At 46.0% G+C, this 22,553-nt stretch carries 16 protein-coding genes; 8 read left to right on the top strand and 8 right to left on the bottom strand.

What is annotated here, in order from left to right:
• Window positions 1–183: 183 nt before the first annotated feature.
• Window positions 184–747, top strand: coding sequence for a DUF4256 domain-containing protein (locus QE357_RS22605; protein ID WP_309712841.1), 564 nt, complete (start codon window positions 184–186; stop codon window positions 745–747).
• An 8-nt stretch (window positions 748–755) separates the two neighbouring features.
• Here the strand turns inward: QE357_RS22605 and QE357_RS22600 are convergent, their stop codons facing one another.
• The 8 genes from QE357_RS22600 to QE357_RS22565 all read right to left on the bottom strand — a co-directional run bounded on the left by QE357_RS22600 (window position 756) and on the right by QE357_RS22565 (window position 13,722).
• Window positions 756–1,745 (bottom strand): glycoside hydrolase family 5 protein, encoded by a 990-nt coding sequence (locus QE357_RS22600; protein WP_309712838.1) that lies wholly within the window; start codon window positions 1,743–1,745, stop codon window positions 756–758.
• Window positions 1,746–1,803: 58 nt separating this feature from the next.
• On the bottom strand, window positions 1,804–2,859 hold the full coding sequence (locus QE357_RS22595; protein ID WP_309712834.1) for an IPT/TIG domain-containing protein: 1,056 nt from the start codon (window positions 2,857–2,859) through the stop codon (window positions 1,804–1,806).
• 18 nt (window positions 2,860–2,877) lie between these two features.
• Window positions 2,878–4,446, bottom strand: coding sequence for a RagB/SusD family nutrient uptake outer membrane protein (locus tag QE357_RS22590; RefSeq protein ID WP_309712831.1), 1,569 nt, complete (start codon window positions 4,444–4,446; stop codon window positions 2,878–2,880).
• Window positions 4,447–4,466: 20 nt separating this feature from the next.
• Complete coding sequence (locus tag QE357_RS22585; RefSeq protein ID WP_309712828.1) at window positions 4,467–7,598, bottom strand: TonB-dependent receptor; 3,132 nt, start codon at window positions 7,596–7,598, stop codon at window positions 4,467–4,469.
• A gap of 179 nt (window positions 7,599–7,777) precedes the next feature.
• The gene (locus QE357_RS22580; RefSeq protein ID WP_309712825.1) at window positions 7,778–9,493 is read right to left on the bottom strand and encodes a sensor histidine kinase; all 1,716 of its coding nucleotides are present in this window, start codon (window positions 9,491–9,493) and stop codon (window positions 7,778–7,780) included.
• Window positions 9,494–9,525: 32 nt separating this feature from the next.
• Entirely contained in the window at window positions 9,526–10,164 is a 639-nt protein-coding gene (locus tag QE357_RS22575) for a response regulator transcription factor (RefSeq protein WP_309712822.1), read from the bottom strand.
• Between the two features lie 888 nt (window positions 10,165–11,052).
• A complete protein-coding gene (locus tag QE357_RS22570) occupies window positions 11,053–12,276 on the bottom strand; it encodes a PQQ-dependent sugar dehydrogenase (RefSeq protein WP_309712819.1) in 1,224 nt (407 codons plus the stop codon).
• A gap of 465 nt (window positions 12,277–12,741) precedes the next feature.
• Window positions 12,742–13,722, bottom strand: coding sequence for a WYL domain-containing protein (locus tag QE357_RS22565; protein ID WP_309712817.1), 981 nt, complete (start codon window positions 13,720–13,722; stop codon window positions 12,742–12,744).
• 126 nt (window positions 13,723–13,848) lie between these two features.
• Between QE357_RS22565 and cas6 the strand changes: the two genes are divergently transcribed.
• The 7 genes from cas6 to cas1 all read left to right on the top strand — a co-directional run.
• Window positions 13,849–14,637, top strand: a complete 789-nt coding sequence (gene cas6 / locus QE357_RS22560; protein ID WP_309712815.1) for a CRISPR-associated endoribonuclease Cas6 — start codon at window positions 13,849–13,851, stop codon at window positions 14,635–14,637.
• 43 nt (window positions 14,638–14,680) lie between these two features.
• The gene (locus QE357_RS22555; RefSeq protein WP_309712812.1) at window positions 14,681–16,564 is read left to right on the top strand and encodes a hypothetical protein; all 1,884 of its coding nucleotides are present in this window, start codon (window positions 14,681–14,683) and stop codon (window positions 16,562–16,564) included.
• Window positions 16,565–16,593: 29 nt separating this feature from the next.
• Window positions 16,594–17,853, top strand: a complete 1,260-nt coding sequence (locus tag QE357_RS22550; RefSeq protein ID WP_309712810.1) for a type I CRISPR-associated protein Cas7 — start codon at window positions 16,594–16,596, stop codon at window positions 17,851–17,853.
• Window positions 17,850–18,698 (top strand): type I-B CRISPR-associated protein Cas5b, encoded by an 849-nt coding sequence (gene cas5b, locus QE357_RS22545; protein ID WP_309712806.1) that lies wholly within the window; start codon window positions 17,850–17,852, stop codon window positions 18,696–18,698. Before QE357_RS22550 ends, cas5b begins: the two co-directional genes overlap by 4 nt.
• A gap of 3 nt (window positions 18,699–18,701) precedes the next feature.
• The gene (gene cas3, locus QE357_RS22540; protein ID WP_309712803.1) at window positions 18,702–21,449 is read left to right on the top strand and encodes a CRISPR-associated helicase Cas3'; all 2,748 of its coding nucleotides are present in this window, start codon (window positions 18,702–18,704) and stop codon (window positions 21,447–21,449) included.
• Window positions 21,450–21,546: 97 nt separating this feature from the next.
• Entirely contained in the window at window positions 21,547–22,056 is a 510-nt protein-coding gene (cas4, locus tag QE357_RS22535; protein ID WP_309712799.1) for a CRISPR-associated protein Cas4, read from the top strand.
• A 26-nt stretch (window positions 22,057–22,082) separates the two neighbouring features.
• Window positions 22,083–22,553, top strand: a 471-nt coding sequence (gene cas1 / locus QE357_RS22530) for a CRISPR-associated endonuclease Cas1 (RefSeq protein WP_309712796.1), incomplete at its 3' end; no start/stop codon positions are given.

Genomic DNA, 22,553 nt, shown 5'->3' with positions numbered 1-22,553 from the left:
CAGCCAAGGCCTAAGCATTAATTTTCTTCGAATATCAAGGGTAGCTGATGAGTTTTGCCAATCAGCGTAGTAGCTTCTCACCATAGCCCAAAAGGCGATGAAAATTGAGTCGGATTGCTAATGATCACTAGTGATAGTTTATCTATTTTCGCGAGCGTTTATTAAAGTTAACCTCTAACAAAAATGAGCCAATCGAGAGATTTATCCGTCGAAGAAAAAGAAAACTTACTCCAGACCTTGCAAACCCGGTTTGAGAAATTTAGAAAGCGTCATCCTTTACTGGATTGGGACGCAATTCAAGCGAAGTTGGAAGCCAATCCTGTCAAACTCTGGTCACTTAACGAAATGGAGTTGAGCGGCGGCGAACCTGACGTAGTGGCTTACGACGAACAAACCGACGAATACCTTTTCTTCGATTGTTCGGCTGAAAGTCCCAAAGGGCGGCGAAGTGTTTGCTATGATCAGGAGGGGCAATTATCCAGAAAAGAACACCAGCCCGAACATAACGCTCTGGACCTGGCTGCGGAAATGGGCATTGAGTTATTAACGGAAAAGCAATATCGAGAGCTACAAAAGCTAGGTACTTTCGATGCTAAAACTTCCAGTTGGATTCAAACTCCAGCCGCTATCCGCAAACTGGGCGGAGCCTTATTTGCAGATTTTCGTTACGGCCATGTCTTTATTTATCACAACGGAGCCCAGTCGTATTATGCCGCCCGGGCTTTTCGGGGTTCGCTTCGAGTCTAAGGTATACCCTATTGTTTACGGGTAGAATGACTCCGTAATACTGCACGGATGTACTGGCCTGCTGGTGTTAAATCCTGCTTTTTCCAGCCTCCGTTGGCACTAGCTCCGGGATTTAACACAGCGGTCGTTTCCCGCTTATCGGTTATGTTCCAGTTCACCCAACTGAGTTTATTTTTTTCCATCCAGTCCATCCAGTTCTGCGTACGCTGGCGATCAAACTTCCCGTCTCCGCTGGCTTCCCCCACGCCCCATTCCGTCACCATTAAAGCCAGTCCTTTCTCCTGAGCCAATTCAGCTTTCTTTTGCAACCGCTGGTCATGACTGGATTCCGAGGCGTAAAAGTGGAAAGAGTAAGCAATGTTTTTATAGCCTTTGATGGGATCCTGAGCTGCTACGTCCACGTCCTGATCCCAATGCGGACTACCCACAATAATCAGATTTTCTGAGTCCTGAGCACGAATTTCCCGGATGATTTCTTCGGAATAAGCCTTAATAGTGGGCCAGTCCTGCCGCTCCGGTTCATTCCATATTTCGTAGATGACATTCGGCGTTCCGGCATACCGTTGAGCCATGGTTTTAAAAAATTCCTTCGACTCCTTCAGGTGCTGTTCAGCGTTATGATCGTGCCAGTCAATGAGTACATAAATGCCCCGTTTAATGGCCCGATCTACCACCCCAGTAATGAGGTTCTTCTGATTCACCGGATCTTTCAAGTAACCCGAATCGGGCTGTACGGCCATAGACGCTCTTAAAAGATTAATGTTAAAGTCCCGGCATAGCCAGTCTACTACCTCCGCATTGTAATACTTCCTACCTCCCCAGACACTCCAGGATAAACTAATGCCCCGAAGCTGTGGAGGCACGCCCTGATGATTCACTACCTGGTTCCCTTCCACACGTAATGCTCCATTTTTTTTAACGGGCGACTGGGCATACATGGAAGTCAACAGAGTCAGGCTTAGTACGAAAGCCCCGAAAGCCGAGCGATACTTTTGCATCAATTTTGTAAGAAAAATCACCTTACTGGAACGAATCCAGTAAGGTGAAGCAGTTCATTTATTTAACCAGGATAATGTCGTCAAAGTAAAACGTTTCATCCTGCTTGTCGGGTCCCTGAATGCGGAAGCCCAGTGATTTCAACGTTTTCCCCGCCGACCAGAAATCTGCGTCAGAAATTTTGATTTTAAAATACGTCCACGTGCCCGCTTTCACGTCAATTTTATTGGCATTGACGTAGTTACCAAAGCCCTCTTTGCTGGCGTCGGTCGTCAGGTAGAGTGAATAATCCGCAGAAGCTCCTTTAATCCAGCCTGAAACGTAGGTATAACTCGAAGCATAGGCGAGTCCCGGTAAGGAGAAGCCGATGAGATGCCAGTTTCCTTTCTGGTAAGTCTTTCCAACGGAAGCCGTTCCTGATTTGAATTCCTTCGTAGAAATCACCGCCGCATCGCCCCAGGACGCATCCGTAATACCCGTTCCGTAGGCATCCAGGAAGATGGGATACGCCTGTTCGAGGTTTACGAACTCCTGCGTGGTTTTCATGGGCCCCGTCGAGTTCAATATATCCAGCGTAGTGCGGGTAGTTGTTGTGGCGGGCATCTCAATGGTAAGCTGTTTTTTAGCCTTCGAGATAATCTTAGCCGATACCGTTGTTCCCGTTAATTTTACAGAAGTTACATCGTCCAGGTTATTGCCCGTTAAGGTAATCTGCGATCCTTTCGTGAAGTTGTAATTCGAAACTTCCGTGACCGTAGGATAAGCCAGTACCCGAAAAGGTACAGATATGGCTCTTCCCAGACTATTCGTAAATGTAATATTCTGACTTCCGCCAATGGCTTCATCCGGTATTCTGAAAATCAGAGCATCTTCGGTATTCAGCGTCGGCATAATGCCCGCCGCAACATTATCTTTTTCCAGAACGATGCTACGCATATCTCCCAGACCCGTGCCCCGCAGGGTAACTACCGTTCCGCCTGCGGCAGAGTCGGGGGCAATCGTGGTGGCTACGGGTGTGCCAGGTTTAACCTGCGGTCTGCCGTCCGTATCTGGCTCGCAGGAACTTAAAAGTAGGCCCATGCTCAGAGCAGCCAGCCCCATATATAAAGCTTTCATAAATGCATTGATTAGGTCTTATTTGTAGTAAGGAACGGGGTCTTTGGCCAGTTCGGGGTCCTGCACGAGTTCACCCGCCGGGATGGGTAAGTACATCCGGTCTTCGCTGAAGTTAGTCAGGTAATTAGCCGCGGTTACCGTGCCCCGATTCTGTTTTTCAATGATGGCTTTGGCTTTCGCATACCCCTGCCGCTGAATATCGTACCAGTAATCCCCTTCAAACGCAAACTCTACCCGACGTTCGTGCATAATCTGATCCAGTGTAAACGACGTTCTCGGAGCCAGCCCCGCCCGGGCACGAACCAGATTTAAAGCCTGTAAAGCTTTGGCATCGCTCGAAGAGGCCCCGCCAGCCAGTGTCGCCTCGGCATAAATCAGCAGGATATCCGCATACCGAAGCAAGACTACGTTATTGCCCGAGTTTTGACCCAGTACGGCGTCACCACCAAAGCTTTTGCCGGGTCCGGCGAAATACTTGGTAATGTTAGAGCGAGTCGGACTCAGGCTGCCGCCGTCTTCCACGGGTTGCAACGTATCGTACTTGAACCCATTGGCCATGAAAGCATTATACTTGGGAGCATTGACGCGTTGAGGTTTCCAGGCGGTATTCGTCCAGCCGTGTTCCATCACTGACCACTTGCGACGTAAATCGCCGAATTCGTATTCTTTCAAAAGATCCAGCGAAGGAATGTACATCTCCCAGGCATCTGCCTCTGCCGTTCGCAGGGCCCCCGCTCCACGGTCCGGGTTTTTGATATTACCCGTTCCCCAGGGATCGCCCGAAAGCTGGTGCTGAATGCTAAAGAGTGTCTCTTCGTTATTATTCATGCTCGTTTTAGTGAACATGCCGTTGTAATCACTCACCAGCCGGTATTTTCCAGAGTCGATTACCTCCTGAGCCTTGGCTTTGGCATTGGTATAATCTTTCTGATACAGATACACCTTAGCCATCATGCCTTTGGCGGAATACTTCGTCAAACGTCCAGCCACGTCAGACTCGGGCAGTCCGGCTTCGGCCAGCTTTAATTCTTCCAGAGCAAAGCGAAGCACATCCGATTGCAGGTAACGAGGAATGTTGAAGTTCCCCGATAAGGCCGTAGCCCCCGGATCAGTTATAATGGGAGCTGCCCCCCAGGTGCGGGCAATGTAGAAATATACCGTTCCGCGAATGAAATGGCACTCGGCAATGGCAGGATCGAGGTACGAAGCTCCGCCCCCCGAAGCTTTCTTTTCTTCGAAGGTTTTAATCATTACGTTCGCATACCCAATGATCTTATAGAAAGCTCCCCAGGCAGCCCCGATGCGTTCGGAAGCCGACGACATGGTAAAGTTCAGGTACTCGACGTCGGTGTAGGTAAACATATTTCCTCCCATCACATCGCCGATGGCATCCTGAGCCCGGCTTTCATAATTCCGCCAGGGTAATCCACTATATAAGGTACTCGTCGCGGCCCGAACCTCTTCGGCGGAGTTATAATAGTTTCCCGTGGTTGTTCCCGAAAGGGAGGGTCGCTCAATAAATTCTTTACCGCAGGCCGTAAGCAGTAATCCTGCTGCTACAAAGCCATATATCGATTTGATAGTCATTGCCTAATCGTTTAAAAGCTCTAGAACTGGAAGTTGGCCCCTAAGGTGAAAGTCCGTGGATTGGGGTAATGCCCGGTGTCTACATTCATGAGCTTGATACTGTTGTTAAGGGCTCCAATTTCCGGGTCATAACCCGAGTAGTTGGTGAACGTCTTCAGGTTCTGGATGGTCCCGTAAATGCGTAGGTTACTCATTTTAATGCGGCTCAGCAGGGTTTGTGGCAAGCGATACCCCAGCGTAATATTCTGAATTCGCCAGAAGGAAGCATCTTCTACGTAGCGATCTGACATAGCCGTATTGTTTTTGTTGGTAACCGTGAAGCGGGGTAATTTTCCATCCGTGTTATCGGCAGTGTACCGATCGGTTACGATTCGCAACTGATTAGACCAGGCATTATTCATGCCTTCCAGCTGCCAGCGTAAGAAGTTAAACGCCTTTGCCCCCTGACTACCCTGAAAGAAAATGGACAAATCCAGATTTTTATAGTTAAATGAATTCGTCAAACCCCAGGTGAATTTGGGTAGTGGGCTTCCGATAAAGGTCATATCTGAAGCATCAATCTTATTATCCCCGTTGATATCCTTGAATCGAACATCGCCCAGCCAGGTTTCATTCTGATTGACTTTGTAGCCAAACTGAGGCAGACTATTATCCAGATCCGATTGATTCCGATAGAGTCCATCCGTAACCAGCCCCCAGAATGAACCTACGGGTCGGCCCGGCGTAGTGTGAGTCACGAGGTAGTTGTTATAATAGACCTTCCCATCCAGAGCCGAAGCGGCACTGGCAGCTTTGTCATAGGTATTGGTAAACTGGGTGAAGACCACATTTGTCTTCCAGTTGAAATCTTTGGTTTTGATGTTGGTAGAGGTGATCCCAATGTCAATCCCTTTGTTCGTCATCTGCCCGGCATTGCCTAGCGGAGCCTTTAAATCATCCCACTGGTCACCCACGCCAATGAGGTTAGGTCCGGTTAGGAAAATGATCATGTCGGAAGTAACCTTACGATAGACATCAATCGTGGCATCGATTCGCCCGTTCAGCAAGCCTAGATCTACGCCGAAGTTGGTGGTTTTTACAGACTCCCATTTCAAGTTCGGATTAGGAATCCCGTTAATCATGTTCGACGTACCGAAACCAACCGGACCGGAGAAGAATTGAACGGAACCTACGTAAGCCGGGTTAGGTGCTCCTCCGGGGAAGTTCTGATTACCCACAGAGCCGTACCCGGCCCGAAGTTTGAGGTGATTGACTACATTGGAAAAACTTCCTTTGGCAAAGTTTTCGTTAGAGACCGTCCAGCCCACCGAAACCCCGGGGAAGTTACCCCAGCGGTTGTTAGGACCAAAGTTGGAAGACCCATCCGCCCGGAAACTGGCCGATACCGAATACCGATCACCGTAGGTATAGTTGGCCCGGGCAAAGTAAGACTCCATGGCCCATTGTCCTTTACCACCGCTTAACCCCCAGGTAGTCTGATCGGAGCTTCCCGTATTTAAATCAAAGATATTGGCCTGTAAATCAACTTTCGAGCCCGAAATAGCCTGGTAATACGAAGCCTGAGCCTGATGGCCTAAGGTTAACTGAATGCCGTGCTTGCCTACGTATTTATTATAGCTGAGGTAATTCGTCAACGAGTAGTAATAACTGTCTGAACGGGAGTCAATCAATCGGCTCCGGAAGGAGGTTCCACCGACGTTCCCCGCCTTTTGAAAAGCCACGTTATTATCCTGACCGAGCGAGTAAGAGAGTTCGTTTCTCAGCGATAAATCTTTGGTAAACTGTAACTCCGCATACATATTCCCGAAAACGGTGTTCGTCGTTTTGGTATTCCCGCGAAACTGAGCGTTACCCACCAGGTTGGCGTTATTATACTGCACGCCGCCCACGGTTTGGCCGCCACCCCAGGAACCATCCAGATTCTTCACAGGTATCAGCGGGCTTGTCACGGCTCCCCACCAGATGGTGCTTTCTGCGGCATCGGCCAGGGTTACGTTTTGAATGGTTCTCGATACGTTCGCACTCAAACCCACTTTGGCCCAGCTTTTCAACTGGTTATCCAGGCTCAACCGGGTCGAGTAGCGTTTAAAGTCGGAACCCAGCAGAATTCCTTTGTTATCGAAATAATTGAGTGACAGGTAATACGTAGTTCGTTCCTTGCCTCCCGAAAAACTCAACTGATGGTTCTGGATATTTCCCCGCTGAAACATGGCATCCTGCCAGTCGGTACCTCGTCCCAGAATGGACGGGTCTTTGAATTCATCAGCAACGGGGTTTCCAATGATGGGTAATACTTCATTTTGATAGCGGGCAAAATCCCGTAAATCCATCAAATCGAGCTTGCGAGCCACTTCGGATACGCCGTAATACACATCATAGTTAATCTTTCCTTCCCCGGCTTTTCCTTTTTTGGTGGTCACCATGATGACGCCATTCGCCGCCTGAGACCCATAAATAGCCTGAGCGGAGGCATCTTTCAGCACGTCGATAGACTCAATGTCATTGGGGTTCAGCATGGCCATGACGCTATTCCCCGTTTGCCCATCGCTCCCTCCCAAACCCGCATAACCCGAGCTAGCCGAAGTATTACCATTAACAAAAGGAACGCCATCAATCACAAACAAAGGATCGTTACTATTGATCGAAGTAACCCCGCGTACTTTCACCGAAACGCCCCCGCCGGGCTGTCCGCCATTACTGGTTACCGTTACCCCAGCCGCTTTGCCCTGCAAAAGCTGATCGATCCCAGCCGCCGGAATATCCTTTAATTCAGAAGCTTTCAGCGTAGTAATGGAAGAGGTCACATCCGACCGTTTCGCCGTTCCGTAACCGATTACCACCACCTCATCGAAGTTTTTATCATTATCGAGCAGGGTAATCGCCAATTCGGTTTTAGTACCGATTTCTACTTCCTGGGTTTGCATACCCACGTAGGAAACGGTTAAGCTTTTGGCATCGGCAGGAATCGTTAAGCTAAACTTGCCGCTGACGTCGGTAGTGGCCCCGAGTTGCAAGCCCTTCACATACACTGAAGCTCCGGGCAATTGAGTACCGCGAGCGTCAGAAACGACGCCCCGGATGGTTCGCTGCTGAGCCCAGGTGCTCAGGCAAATACTCATTCCCAGAAAAATGAGCAGTAGTTGTCTTATCATTTGAAATAGTATTAGGAAAACATAATTGGTAAGAAAGCTTTGGAGAAGGCACAGCAAACCCGGCTCACTTCGGAAAGAAACGAGAGAAGGAATACACGCCTGTTTTGCTAAAATCAGGGGTCAGTAACCGAGCGTATGCTTATCATAAGGATTTGGGTTAGAGTGATTTGTACTAGGTTTTACTTGGGTAAAGAAATTAAGACGGACGTGCCTTTACCCAGCACGCTATTCCAGATTACCTGACCACCGAGGTAGTCTATACGTGACTGAATATTGGAGAGTCCATTTCCGCTATGATTTTCCCTGATGAACCCTTTTCCATCGTCTTCCACACTAATCAGAATACTCGTGTCCGTAATCATGACCTGAAGGGTAATGCTATCGGCTTCAGCGTGTTTGAGTGCATTGTTCAGCAATTCCTGAATGACTCGATACAGCATCACCGAACTTTCGTCACTCAGCTCTGGCATCTCGCCGTAATGCTCCAGAATGACGCTGGTCTCATTGACCATGTCCAGTTTCTGAATGAGATCTTCCAGAGCCGGAATTAACCCAAACGTCGATAAAGCATACGGACGCAAATCATTGGAAATCAAACGCGTTTCCGTACAGGCTTCGTCCAGAAACTGATTTAACGGGCCTCTGACTTCCCCGGGGAGAGCTTCCTGATGGGCCTCTACGAAAAGCTTGATTCTGGAAAGCTGTATTCCCAATCCATCGTGCAAATCCCGGGCAATTCGACTCCGTTCGCCTTCCTGTCCTTCGATCATGGCCTTGAGCGATTTCAACTCCAGTTCCCTGATCTGCTGACGGGCAATAACTGCCTGCTGGCGGGCAATGAGTTTCTGCTGACGTCGCAGGTAAATTAATGTTCCGACCCCAATAATGCTGATGAACAAACCAATTACCAGCATGGTATTAATCACGTTCTGATTCCGGTTTTGTTCCTCAACGAGCTGTTTTTCAACCGAAAGCGTTTTAATCTGACTATCCAGTTCCTGTAAACGAATGCTTTTCGTTTGTTCGGAATTGTAAAACTGCTGGGTATAATCCAGCGTCTTTAAAAGCGAGGCATAAGCTTCGCGGTAATTGCCGAGGTAACTGTAACATTCCGCCGAATGCCGGGTAATTTCCCGCAACATGGAGAGATTACGAATGGAGTCAGCGATGTGGTAGCTTTCCTGATAATAGGCAATCGAAGCCAGATGACGGCTTTTAAATTGTTCGGTAATACCCAGATAAAATAGGTTCAGGGCAATTAGCCAGCCTTTTTTCTCCTTACGGGCAATGGCCAGACTTCGTTCGGCAAAAAAACGGGCAGAGTCCGGTTGCTTGGTTCTGGAATACGTGGTTGCTAATAAATTTTGGGCATAGGCCTGAAAATAGGGTTGTTTATAGCGGGCACTTAATTGTTCGGTTTGTCTTAATTCGGTAAATAACGATTGGGGGATCGGTTCTTTATTTTGAAGAATATTGCCAATGTACAAGCGGCACTCGATTACTTTTGGAATATTCTGGATTCGTTTAAAATAGGTTAATGCCTGATTCAGGTATTTCTCCGCATGATTTTGCATGAAATAATCGTGCGTATAATAATCTCCGATAAGCATGTGCATATTATAATACCCAACGGAATCGCCCGTGAGGTGGTAATATTTCATGCTGTTCAGATACGACTCAATGGTATACTTATTATAGCCGTAATGCTCGTGGTAAAAAAGTCCGAGACGCTCGCTGGCTTTGGCGGCTTCTTCATAGTTTTCAAGTCCTGCGAATCGGTTTATCTTTTCCTGTAGGGTGTCCAGGCCGGGTAAATCTGTTTGTGCCCAGCTCTGTGGAAGGGTTAAAAATAAACAAGTAAGGATACCTATAAACAGACGCAAACTTTTAAACATGACAGCCAGCCACGCATTTGTTAAGATGAAATTTAATCAAGATACTGCATTTCCATGGCAGTTTTGATAAGGACTGCTGTATTGGGCACGTCAAACTTGAGTAGCAAACTACTCCGGTGAAACTCAATTGCTTTAATGCTGACAAAAAGCTGATTCGCCATTTGCTGAGTCGTCAATCCCTGAGCAATTAACGTCAATACTTCCGATTCTCTGGGCGTTAAGTTTAGTCGGCTGCCGTTGGCCTTTTTTGCCTTTGGACCTTTGGTGAGCAGAATCTGAGTGATTACTTCATTGAAGTAATTTTTTCCCTCATGAACTTTACCAATGGCTTCCAGTAACTCCAGTTTTGTAGTATTTTTCAACAGATACCCCTGGGCTCCTTTCTTCACGACCCGTTTGATTAAACTGGCATCATCATGCATCGTTAAGGCAATGATTTTGCAGGATGGGTATTGACGGGTTATGGTTTCGCAAAGAGCCAGTCCGTCTTCAATATGGGGAAATGATAGATCCAGTAAAATTACATCAATGGGACCCTTGATGAGGCTTTCCAGTACTGAACTACAAGAGTAACACCGCTCTACCACTTCAATATGAGCCGCCCCCGAAAGCAGGGAATCGATTCCTTCCACAAAAACATTATGATCGTCGGCAATGAGCACCCGTATCATGTTATTACCTTGGTTCATATACTAAACTGGACGCCGACACCCTGGAACACTTCCTATTAACCGTTGCCTTTAAATGATTAATAGAATATTGTTCAGCAAAAATAGGATTAATTAAATATATAATTACTAGGGGAAACCCTCAAACCAGAAAAATCTAGGGTTTTCCCTAATCTCGATTCAAATTATCATTCTTTTAGAGTTTATCTAGAAACGCCATTTTTATTTCCTTCCGTTGGAGAGAAGTGAGGGAGGCGTTTGTTTACATTCCAATCGGTCATCCAGATCTTTGCTTCCCCGGATTTCATCCGAGGCTATTGGTATTTAACCCCTATGGGGTTGGCGTAAGACGGTTTGAATAATAACCCCAGCGGGGTTTAATATAGGTAGCCCCGGATTTCATCCGGGGACACTGCGGGAGGACTATCGAAATACAAATTAAGGTAGAGACGCGACTTTGGATTGCCCGCAGTCGCTCGGCTCTGCCGAGTGACTACCTAGCTCTAGGCCTCTGGCCGATAGGATGCGAACCCCTGGCGGGTCAGCGAACACCTTTCTCAAACAAAAATAGGCTTGCGAACTTCGGCCAGAGGCCTGCCAAGCTATAGTGTCACTCGGCTAGAGCCGAGCGACTGCGAGAGAAGCGAGGGACCTTATGATCTTTGGCGGCTTTACTTGCTTCCCCGGATTTCATCCGGGGCTATTCGTATTTAACCCCTCCGGGGTTATTTCCCGCAGTCGCTCGGCCAGAGCCAAGCAGCTGCGAGGGGAGTTAACCTTTCCTTGAACCCCTGCTTCACATCCAGAGTTAGGTAAAATGTGTTTTCTATTAGGCATAAAGGCCAGGCATCAAATGAAATGCCTGGCCTTTATGCTTAGTGTTTTAAACGATTAATTCCGATCAATTCGATACAATCGTCCTCCGTCAGTAATGGCGTATAAAGCTCCGTCTGATCCCTGGGTGATGTCCCGAAAACGTTGTCCTTCATTGGCGAGTAACCGCTCTTCACCCACGACCTGATTATTCTCAATCACGAGGCGAATGAGGTGCTGACCGCTCAAAGAGCTTATAAATAAATTGTTTTGCCATTCGGGAATTCGGTTACCCGTGTAGAAAGTCATTCCGCTGGGCGAGACTACCGGGTCCCAATAATAGACCGGTTGTTGCATGCCCTGTTGCTGCTGAATCCCTGCTCCAATGGTTTGTCCACTGTACTCAATGCCATACGTAATGGTGGGCCAGCCGTAATTGGCTCCGGCCTGAATGCGGTTTATTTCATCCCCACCCCGAGGGCCATGTTCGCTTTCCCACAGCTCGCCCGTTACGGGGTGAATGGCCAGGCCCTGCGGGTTCCGATGCCCATAGGAATAAATTTCAGGACGGCCACCCGATTGCCCCACTGAAGGGTTGCCCGAAGCGGCCTGACCGTTTTTGGTAATACGAACGATTTTCCCTAAACCCGAACTTAGCGATTGGGCCTGGGGACGAGTGGCCAGGTCCGAGCGTTCCCCCGTACTTACCAGAAGATTTCCGGTCTGATCGAACAAAATCCTTCCTCCGTAATGAAGATTGCCGGCGTAAGCAGGGAGAGCCCGGTAAATGACCTGTGCGTTTTCAATCTGCTTTTCATTTGCCGAAAGCTGCCCTTTGGCTACGGAGGTTACATTTCCGCCCGTAATGGCTTCGGAGAACACCCAATAAATCGTTCGATTGCTGGCAAAATCGGGGTCCAGTCGCAGGCCCAGCAGGCCTCCCTGACCCGCAGAATTAACGGCAGGAATTCCGGTGATCGGTTCTCCTACGGCACCCTCTACCGTGACGATCCGCATGCTGCCCCCCTTTTCGGTAACAAGCAAATGGCCAGACGGCAAACCGGTAATGCCCCAGGGCGAACGAAGCGTCTGCGTCAGTATACGACTCTCAAAACTACTGGTCGTCTGCACGCCAGCAATTCGCGTTTGTCCCTGAAAAGCTGGACTGTAGGAAGTATTAGGTTGTTCGGTTTCAACGGGATCGGTAGTCCCGGAAGGATTATTATTTTCTTCCTGATTGCTTTGGCAGGAAGACAAAGCCAGCACAGCGGCCAGTGAAATACTTAAATAATGGCAATTCATAACTAATCAGTTTATAGTGGATTGATTAGCAGAACTAAAGAATTGTACCCGCGTGCGGTAGCCATTATTTACTTACGTGCCTCTGCCCGCCAATTGCGGATACTACTTACCTATCCTCTTACGTCATCTCTCTCTGAATAAAAGATATTCAGGTATCTATAGTTACCTTAAGGAAATAAATAATCTCCTCAAAGCTCGTCTGATTCCTACAGAAGGTCTCTCCCTTCGTTCGAAAGGACAGGCGAAAAAGTTCGTTTAGCTCCCGACCATACTGGTGCGAGATTCCATCTCGTTCCTACTTATGAAGACAGGTTCCCACCTGCCCTTATATCTTCATGTTAACCATAGCGAAGTGAAGGCACTTATTACTTTTGCGAATTCACCTGCTTCCTGGGAAATTTACTAATTCCGGCAATGTCCATGCTACCCAAGGTCTCGTGTCCGGTTTCTGGATTAGTAAGTATTCTATTTTTTAGCGTACAGCTTCAAGGCCCGTTTGTGAAATTTAGCTAGTCTGTGAATCAATTTTTCCGGTGAAAGCACTCGCACGGTATCGCCCAGGCGGGCCAGTTCATATTCCAGTTCTTTGTTGATAATGATGGATAACCTGACCCGGAATTCTTTGTTGGTATTTACTAAAATATCCTCTTTCCGGAAAGGATAAAAAGGCTGAGCCTGAAATCGAAGTCCTTCCTCACGAGAAAAGGACAGGATGACCTCTTCTGGCGGATCATCATAGACGGCCACGCCCAAAGCCGGGCGGAAATACGCTTCCGCATCGAAAGCCGGAGGGTCGAACGATAGGTCTGTGATTTCGAGCGTTCCATCCACTACCCGATCCAGACCAAAAACGCGAAGCTGCGTCGGTTCCACTTCGTGCCCGATAACGTACCAGCGATTGCGGTGTTCTTTAATCAGGTGCGGAAAGACCGTTCTTAGTCGCGACTCCGAATCCTGGTATTTCTGATACCGAAACTGAATGACTTTTTTCTGAAGGCAGGCGACTAGCACCTGATCTAGCAGGTCATTTCCCCGGCCCGCCGGAACGGCTTCAAAAATGATGTGGGCCTGCGAGTCGGCGGGTTGGGCAAATCGAAAGCGAACGGCCTGCTCGATTTTTTCCACCGCCCCCCGGAAATCGGCAAAGACGGCCCAATCTCTAAACTGGTTCAGTGTAGCCAGGGCACGCTTCAAAGCCACCACATCCTGATCCGTCAACTCCAGCTCAACGGTTTTCAGATCAAAAGCATACGTATATTCATATCCGTTATAACGCCGATTATAGCGAATGGGAGCATCATATCGCTCACGCATGAGGGCCAAATCTTCTTTCAGGGTACGTTCAGCACTTTCGCAGCCCTGCATAAGCACCGAAGCGGGGACAGCCTTACCCCGTCTGAGTTGATCATTAATGAATTGAAACCGCTGGTTTTGAGGGAGGGGCATAAAAATCAAAATAATTTTTTTGCGTGCATTGATTATGCACGCAAACTTCAAATATTTGTCTTGAAAACAATGAAATAAAGTTTAATTTTTTTGATAACCTTTTACCTGTCCCCGCGATAAGAAGTTATGCAATTTCGACTCACCCTCCGACCTATACACCGAAAGACGCTGGTGCCCTTCAACTATGCGTACCGGCTCAGTGCTTTTATTTATTCCGTTTTGGCGGATGCAGATGCCAAGTATGCTGATTTTCTGCACGAACAGGGGTACCAATACTCATCAACCCGACGATTCAAGCTCTTTACTTTCTCGGATTTACTCATGCCAAATGCCCGCGTGGATACCCAAGCGGGAGGTTTGTGGGTGAACAGTGAAACGATTGAATGGATCGTAAGCTTTTACGTAGATCAGGCCGCTCAGCACTTTATTATGGGTCTGTTTCAGGATCAGACCTGCGTCATTGCCTCTCCCCGCCACCGGGCCGAGTTTAGCATTGAACGCGTCGAGGCAATACCCTTAGCCATCACAACGGATACCCTTACGTTACGAACCCTTTCTCCGGTGGTAATTGCCCAAAAAGATGAGCGGGGTATGGATCAGTACCTTCATCCTTCCGACGAAGCATTTGGTACGTTACTGATTTCTAATCTGTTAGCAAAGTGGAATAGCGTACCCGTGACCGCAGGAGCAGCAGATTTATTAGACGAAACTCTGACGTACCGATATCTACCGGGCCGTTATGAACCGAAATCCAGATTACTGACTATCAAAGAAAATTCCCGGGCCGAAACGAAGGTGCGAGGATATTACGGATTTTCTTTCGAATTGACCGGGCCGAAGGAGATTTTGGAATTGGCTGTGTTTGCGGGGGTTGGTAGGTATAACGCGGAAGGGTTTGGGATGGTGGGTCTATAAGTATGCTTTTCAAAATGTATGAATAAAAAATGTTTATACTAACATGTTAAAGGAACTATCAATCTTTACCCAAAGCCTCGATGCTGACCTTAAAGAGATTGGGATTGAACCACGCGAAGGGCTACACATCGTACTGCCGCTGGAAGAATCTCCGGAAGGTGACATTCGGATTGCCGACCACTTCGAGTATGACTTATACCGTAAGAAAAGGCCTAAATCTAATGAAGAACTGTTAAAGAAATGTGCAGCCTGGGCACGGGCTGCCTGGATGGTGGATACCAACAAGTGCTTAGACTTGCCCGGAAAGAAAATCCATTCAGCGTCGCCTTTCTGCTTGGCTTATAAGTTTGGTTCTCTGTTAACAGATTTGCAATTGGAAGTTTATTTCAATAAAGCAGGCAAGTTTCTTCAGGACGAAAAGAGTAGTCAGCAGGCACAGAGATTTCGCCAAACCCTGAATAGTTGGGAAAAGATTCAACAGCTTTTAATTCAGATACCGGAAGTTATTCCGCCCGAAGACGCTGACAAAGAATTAAAAACCCGGGCTTTAAAAGAAGGAGAGTACATCATCTTCTATCTTGATATTCCATTGGAAGTATACCAGAAACCCAACGCTACTTACCTACAAGATCGACTTTTCAATACCAATGAATATAATACTTCGGTAGGCGAAGAAATATTTGGCACCAGTGCGTTTTTTAACGGTTTCTCAAGCAAGAAACCCTTTTTGCTGCATCAGACGGCTCCTTTCACTGTTGCCGGACGGATTTCGGCAGGCGATGCTTTACAACTGCATGAATTTGGTGAGTTGGTGAGTCGTAATATTTTTCCGCGTCCCTTACCCATCTTTATCTATAACGATGAAATTCAAAAACATTCGTTTCGCCTTTTTAAAGAGGAAGCCTTAAAAGATCCAACCCAGCGGAAAACGCACTCGCAAATTATTACAGAGTTATATAAAGACCACAAAGATGAGTTAGGAAACTATTACCTGCTTTATTATCAACAAGGGCAAATTAAAGACTTCGACTTTGTCAGTCGGTTTGAATATCATTTGCATGACCTACAAGGCAATGCCTGGACTGTAACAGACTGGTTTGGGGCTGGTTATGCACCCGTTTTTTATGACGTATTCAAGTTCCAGAATAGCCTGTTGCCTGTTATTTTCAATAATGCTTTAGTGGTTCGGACTAAGGCTAAGAAAGGGGAAGAAGGAGCCTTCCAGCTTCGCTTTTTCGATGAAATAGACCCACAATACTGCAAGACCGATAATACCCATCTGCTGGTAATGAAATATCGGCAGGCGTTCTATGATTTCATTTACAAATCAAAACGGCAGGCTGTTACTCAGGCGATGTTTCAAGATATTCTACTGACAGGTATTCTAGACGATTTACGCCTTGATCGTTACGAAAATCGCCAGCACAGCGAAGACGCAACTATCAGGCGAAAACTCAATGTGCTTTTCAGTTTACATTTCCATTTTCAACCGTATCAAATCAATCCCGTTTTTATGCCAAACCAATTAACCGAGTTACGCCCGTTTATGGCTCAATTAGCCTCGGGCGAGACGACTATCGACACCGACGAGCAATTTGCGTTTGCGGCTGGGCAGGTCATCTATTACATTCAGGCAAAGAGTAAGTCGGAAGATCGCAGTTACGCCAGACTAGAACCGTTTCTACAACAGACTGATAGTAAGCAGTTTCAGCAAGCGGTTGTTAAGCTCTTCGATCGCTACAAACATGAAACGTATTCGGCTAGTTTCCGGGAACCAATGGCAAACGTCATCAGCTATGCACCAAAGCAATCTCTTAAATCATTGATGCCACTCATGTTGGCTGGTTTCTTTTCCAAAAATTTCCTGTTTGGAGAGAAACCAACAATTGGCGACGAAACTCAGCAATTGCCTGCAACCAACGAATAATTATAACTTTCCCTTTCCAATTTACAACTATGACTACTGCCTTTACCAATCGCGTCTTCGGATGCGTCGTTATCAAATCGGTCAATTCAAACTACAACGCCGACTTTACTCACCAACCTCGCACCTTACCCGATGGCACCGTTTATGCTACCGATAAAGCCCTGAAATACACTGTGCGAAATTACCTCAAAAAAGCGTATCCCGACGATAAGGTTTTTTACTTTAAAACGATGGATAGCGACTTTAAACCCCGAACACTTGATGAAAGTTACGTTTTATATTTTGGTGATTTTCCTAAAAAAAGCAAAAAGAAAGACAATCCAGAACCAGAAAAATTCTATCTATTCAAGTATGATGGTGATAGTGTGACTGGATTATTACCTGGACAAATTAAACCAGCAACTGTTAAAAAATATTTTAACAGTTTAGGCGAAGACTCGGATCTTAAGCAACTGGCCAATGATTTCAATAAAGTTACTGGCAAAAAAGCAGAGCAGCAGACCACAGATTTCGTTTTATCAAAATTAATGGAAGAACAAGAAGAGTCTTTTTGGTACATTGAAAATGGGAAATTACAAAAGATAAATGGTTCTTTCATTGACATTGAAACTGTAGCTAATGAGCTAGATAATTTGGTGACCGGTGGATTAGATCGGAAAATTATGCTCTCAAATTTGTTGACTTGCATTGATGTTCGTTTGTTTGGGGGAACATATGCTGGTCAGGCTAATCTTTCTATTCACGGCCCTTTGCAAATTACGCATGGTGTAAACCGTTACGTGGAGGGTATTATATACTCGGAACAAATTATGTCGCCATTCCGAAATCCTGGCGAGAAAAGTGCTGACTCAACCATGAGTACACTGGGAACGCAGTCGAAACTGAAAGAAGGCCACTACGTACACGGCTTGTCGTTGAACCCGCATAATATCAGTGATCTGATCAAGCTTTCGAGCGGACAAGCTATAACCAACGATGACATTACAAAAGTCAAGAATGCTTTAACACAGGGTGCTACATTGTATGACTCAGCCGCCAAAGCTGGTACCGAAAACGAATTAATGCTTTGGGTACAACTTAAACCCGGATCTATGTTAGTGCTGCCTTCCTTTGTGGAACTAATTTCAGTCGATGCTGACCGGGTTATTCATTTGGAAAAAGTTACGAAGATTCTCGAACGCCCGACCGTGAGCAAACACATCGAAAAAATAGAGCTGTACTACGATAAAACGGTTACGCAAATAACCGGAGCTCCAACCAACGCGACCATTCTGGAATTAAACCAATGAACGAACAAATAACGCTCGATTTCACGGAAAAAGAGCAACAGCCTGTTCCAGAACCAAAACCCGTAAGCCTTCGTTTGATTTCGTTCGACTTACGGGCAGACTTTGGCTTTTTCCGTAAGCCGGACGTAAACGATGGCTTACAGCTTTCCTACAATATGCTTCACAAACCCGCCCTGCTGGGTATTCTGGGGGCTATTGCTGGGCTGAAAGGGTATGCTCAAAAAGGCCAATGGCCGGAGTACTATAAATGGCTGAAAGAAGTACAGGTAGGCATTGAACCGCTAAAGCCTTATCATGAAAAAGGTAATTTCACGAAAACGGCACTGACTTATACAAACACTGTTGGTTATGCTAATGCCGATGGCAACCTTATCGTGCATGAGAACACGCTTCGTTTACCCGCCTATCGTGTGTACGTTCTGCTCAATGAAGCAGATGAGCTACAGAATCGATTGCTAAATCGTATCCGTAATCAAGAGGCTGAGTTTGTACCCTATCTGGGCAAGAATGAGTTCACGGCTTGGTGGGAAAATGTCGCGGAGTATGAAGTGGCTCCTTTTGAAGCCGAAAGGGATTTTACTGTTTCAACGCTCTTCATTCGCGATTATCCGGTTCGTAGCCAACGTCGTAAACCCCGCTTTTCTCCATCAGCACGAGCCGTTACGAATCAGGCGACGTTCGCCTATTTCGAACGACTACCTATTGGCTTTGATGAACAGCTACTTCAATACGAATTGGCCGAATTCGCCTACACAGACTGGGCATTGCAGGCCGGATCACAGATTGAGGGTTTATATGAGTTGAGTGCTTTAGATGGCACGAAGTGTGTTATTCAACTATTCTAAGTGATGCTGACTTTACTGACTCAGTTTGATAACGCGTTGCGGGTTGATCACCTGCTAACTAACCATCGCCAGTATCTGGCTCATTTGCCCACTTCGCAATTAGAGGCACAAGTGAATGATGAGACATTAGCTGAGCACATGGATGTTGTGCTTCGTGTAGCACGGCAATTGAGCGACCAACACGGAATAACTAGTGTTGTCGAACAGTTAATTACACAGTTGATTTCGACTCGGCCATTTGCTTTTCAAGATACACTTAAGGCTTATATTTTTGATCTGTTTGTTGGGGCAATTGCTTTTCATGATTTTGGTAAAGTAAATGAGCACTTTCAAAAAGAGCGGATGAAAAATGTCCTTTTTCAGGGCAATTATCAGGATATCTTTAATCCAGTGCATGGACATTCAGAACTAAGTGCTTACATCTTTGCCGTTTATCATCTGGAGCATATTGAACAAGGATTGGCAGGCATTCCAGAAGATGAACGCGTTTGGCTCTCGGCAGTAGCTCTGTTATTTACCAATCCTATTCTACTTCACCATAGTTCGCGTTTTGAGTCTCCTAAGAGCCGTATTGCACGTAGTCAGTACATGAAATTTGCCGATAGCCTGAAGCGATATATAACTCTTTACCAGTTTGCTGACCCTAATATATCGGAGCCTTATTTTGCAGCCTGGTCTACGATTTGGGATACATTCACGGAAGAGAATACAACCGCCTTTTCCATTTTTGCTCTCCTACGCCTAAATTTTTCCCTGCTTACAGCTGCCGATTATTTAGCCACATCGGAATACATGAATCAGGCAGGGATTAGTGATTTTGGCGTATTGAATCAAGTAGCCCGGCAGAAACTAATTCATGCTGCCCGTAGTAGCAAATCTTATAATACCCATGCCTTTCAACTGGCCGATGATGCTGCGTGGCACCCGACCAGACCAACGGAACGAAATAACGAAACACTAAATGCATTGCGGCTGGAAATGGCGGTTCAGGCTATTCGGCAGGTTCGTCAATATCCAGAGCAACGGCTTTTCTATCTGGAAGCACCAACTGGAGGCGGCAAAACGAATATATCAGCCTTGGTAACAGCAGAACTACTACGTCTTGATATATCCCTTAACAAAATATTCTACGTATTCCCGTTTACAACGCTTATCACGCAGACTCACAAGGCATTACAGGAAACTTGGCAACTAGAGGACTCGCAGATTGGATTGCTACATTCACGGGGTGGCTTTCAGCAAAAAGAACCAACAGAAGAAGGAGACTATGGGAAACAGTGGAAAAATCAACTGGCTAATCTATTTGCTTTTTTTCCAGTATGTTTACTAACGCATATCCGCTTTTTCGACATCTTAAAGTCAAACGAAAAAGATAGCATTTACCTCATGCATCGATTGGCTAATTCAGTAGTCGTGATTGATGAATTGCAATCGTATTCGCCTAAACATTGGGATAAAATGCTATTCTGGCTCGATCAATATAGCCGAACGTTCAATATTCGTTTTGTACTAATGTCAGCAACATTGCCCCGTATTGACGGGTTGGACGTAGGATTGTCACAACGACCTCAATTCGTTGATTTGCTACCTGATGCTAAACGCTACTTTCAAAATCCAAACTTTCGTGATCGTGTGCGGTTTAGGTTTGATTTGCTGGAAACCCCTAACAAAAATCCACAGATCATTAAGTCGGAAGCGTTGGCTGAAGTGGTTTTGGAGCAATCGAAAAAGTATGCTCAGGAAAATAATGGACGTGTTTTCACGATTGTTGAATTCATCTACAAGAAGTCAGCTACGGATTTTGCAGGCTTGATTGGGCAAACGTTTTTCGACAAAGTGTTTGTGTTATCCGGTACAATTCTAGAACCTCGCAGGAGAGAAATTATCAATTTTCTGAAGCAGAATGCCAAAGCACAGATGAAGGTGCTACTTATCACGACGCAGGTTGTTGAAGCAGGCGTAGACATTGATATGGATCTCGGCTTTAAAAATATTTCGCTTATCGACAGCGATGAGCAATTAGCTGGTCGAGTAAATCGAAACGTAACGAAAGATGTTTGCAACGTTTTTCTTTTCAAAATGAACGAACCCGGTATTCTATATAAACATGATGATCGATTTGATATAACCCGCGAAAAACTAACCATTGCTGATCATAAGCAAATTCTAGAAACAAAAGACTTCAGTAAGCTATATAATCAGGTTTTAGCTGGTCGAAATGATTTGAATCAGAAAGTAGGGATTGAAAATTTTTCGACCAAATACCTGCCTGATGTACAACAGCTTGACTATGAGTCTGTTCATAAAAATTTCCAGCTAATTGAACAGAAGAACCTGTCCATATTTGTTCCTCTACCTTTACCGATTTTGATTGAAGGTGAAAAAGCTAGCACAATTGAAGAGGTATTCTCAAAAGTTGAACTTGATTTTTTAGAGAAATACCAGTGCTATTGGCAAGGAGACAAAGTAGTTGATGGCAAAAAAGTCTGGACCTTATACCGTCAGTTAAACGACCTGAAACAAGGCATAACGGAATCGCAGGTGACTAAAAAAATTATGCAGGGTATTTTATCAAAATTTACCTTTTCAATTTTTTATACAGACACCATCAAACGCAATTTCACTGAATTCATTGATCCAGATAAAAGTTTTGATAACTACCTATATCTGGAATTTCATGAGAGGCTTTATAACTACAAAACTGGTCTTGATATGGCAGCTTTGGGGAGTAGTGAAAATGCAATTCTTTAATGGTTCAAATTCTATAACTGTTAGTTACAGAATTTGAACATAGAATACCTCTCCATAAAAACTCGCACTGCTGGTGCGAGAAATAGCTTTATTAACCATGCAAAACGTTACTGGCTCACTCATCGGCATGTATCATATCTGCCATCGAGAACTTTGGCTTCATGCGAATCATGTTCGGATGGAACATAATTCAGACTTAGTTGCCGAAGGCAAGCAATTGCACGAACACGCCTACCCTCAACGAGCCGAACGGTACCGAGAAATGATTCTCGACGGTTCCAAAATCGACTTTTATGATCCGTATAACAAAGTCGTTCATGAAATCAAAAAGTCCGATAAGCTCGAACACTCGCATGTAGCTCAGGTGCAATTCTATTTGTATCTCTTACGAAAGAATGGCGTCGAGGGAGCCACCGGATTGATTGAGTATCCGAAACTCCGACAAACCCAGACGGTTCATCTGGATGATTCAGAACTGCCAATGGTTGAAAACTGGATTCAGGAAGTTGAACGTATAGTAAGCTCCGAACATTGTCCGGGTCGCATTGAAAAGAGCCGCTGTCGGTCCTGTAGTTACTTTGAATTCTGTTACGCCGAAGAAGAATAATCCAAGCTTTTGCCTCCCAACACCCCATGAAACAGCCTAAGTATCTGATGAATCCTGGTCGATTAAGTCGGCAGGATCATACCCTCAAGTTTACGCCTTACGACGAGGATGGCAACGAAGGCCAGCCCCGGTTTCTTCCCGTTCAGCAAGTCTCAGACCTGTACGTCTTCGGAAATCTTGATGCCAATTCCGCCCTGTATAATTTTCTGGGAAAAGAGGGCATTGCCGTTCATTTCTTTGATTATTACGAACATTACACGGGTTCATTCATGCCACGCGAATACCTGCTGGCGGGCAAAGTACAGATCGAACAAACGAAACATTACCTCTCCGCCAAGAAGCGAATGGCCATTGCTCAGGCCTTTGTTGAGGGGGCAGCCTGTAATATTCTTCGGGTTTTAAAGTATTACGATAACCGCCGGGAAAATGGTTTGACTGAAGCCATTGAGACCATCGAGCAATTACTGGCTTCTGTGCCAACGGCTGCGGATGTGCCA

Origin of the sequence: Siphonobacter sp. SORGH_AS_0500, assembly GCF_031453245.1 — a bacterium.
In the GTDB taxonomy this organism is placed as follows: domain Bacteria; phylum Bacteroidota; class Bacteroidia; order Cytophagales; family Spirosomataceae; genus Siphonobacter.
The sequence above is the reverse complement of the archived record's forward strand: the minus strand, read 5'-3'. Positions and strand labels throughout refer to the sequence as shown.

Bases quoted from the DNA above. Each gene is read 5' to 3' on its own strand.
- QE357_RS22605 (WP_309712841.1), top strand. From the start codon at position 184: ATGAGCCAATCGAGAGATTTATCCGTCGAAGAAAAAGAAAACTTACTC.
- QE357_RS22600 (WP_309712838.1), bottom strand. From the start codon at position 1,745: ATGCAAAAGTATCGCTCGGCTTTCGGGGCTTTCGTACTAAGCCTGACT.
- QE357_RS22595 (WP_309712834.1), bottom strand. From the start codon at position 2,859: ATGAAAGCTTTATATATGGGGCTGGCTGCTCTGAGCATGGGCCTACTT.
- QE357_RS22590 (WP_309712831.1), bottom strand. From the start codon at position 4,446: ATGACTATCAAATCGATATATGGCTTTGTAGCAGCAGGATTACTGCTT.
- QE357_RS22585 (WP_309712828.1), bottom strand. From the start codon at position 7,598: ATGATAAGACAACTACTGCTCATTTTTCTGGGAATGAGTATTTGCCTG.
- QE357_RS22580 (WP_309712825.1), bottom strand. From the start codon at position 9,493: ATGTTTAAAAGTTTGCGTCTGTTTATAGGTATCCTTACTTGTTTATTT.
- QE357_RS22575 (WP_309712822.1), bottom strand. From the start codon at position 10,164: ATGATACGGGTGCTCATTGCCGACGATCATAATGTTTTTGTGGAAGGA.
- QE357_RS22570 (WP_309712819.1), bottom strand. From the start codon at position 12,276: ATGAATTGCCATTATTTAAGTATTTCACTGGCCGCTGTGCTGGCTTTG.
- QE357_RS22565 (WP_309712817.1), bottom strand. From the start codon at position 13,722: ATGCCCCTCCCTCAAAACCAGCGGTTTCAATTCATTAATGATCAACTC.
- cas6 (WP_309712815.1), top strand. From the start codon at position 13,849: ATGCAATTTCGACTCACCCTCCGACCTATACACCGAAAGACGCTGGTG.
- QE357_RS22555 (WP_309712812.1), top strand. From the start codon at position 14,681: ATGTTAAAGGAACTATCAATCTTTACCCAAAGCCTCGATGCTGACCTT.
- QE357_RS22550 (WP_309712810.1), top strand. From the start codon at position 16,594: ATGACTACTGCCTTTACCAATCGCGTCTTCGGATGCGTCGTTATCAAA.
- cas5b (WP_309712806.1), top strand. From the start codon at position 17,850: ATGAACGAACAAATAACGCTCGATTTCACGGAAAAAGAGCAACAGCCT.
- cas3 (WP_309712803.1), top strand. From the start codon at position 18,702: ATGCTGACTTTACTGACTCAGTTTGATAACGCGTTGCGGGTTGATCAC.
- cas4 (WP_309712799.1), top strand. From the start codon at position 21,547: ATGCAAAACGTTACTGGCTCACTCATCGGCATGTATCATATCTGCCAT.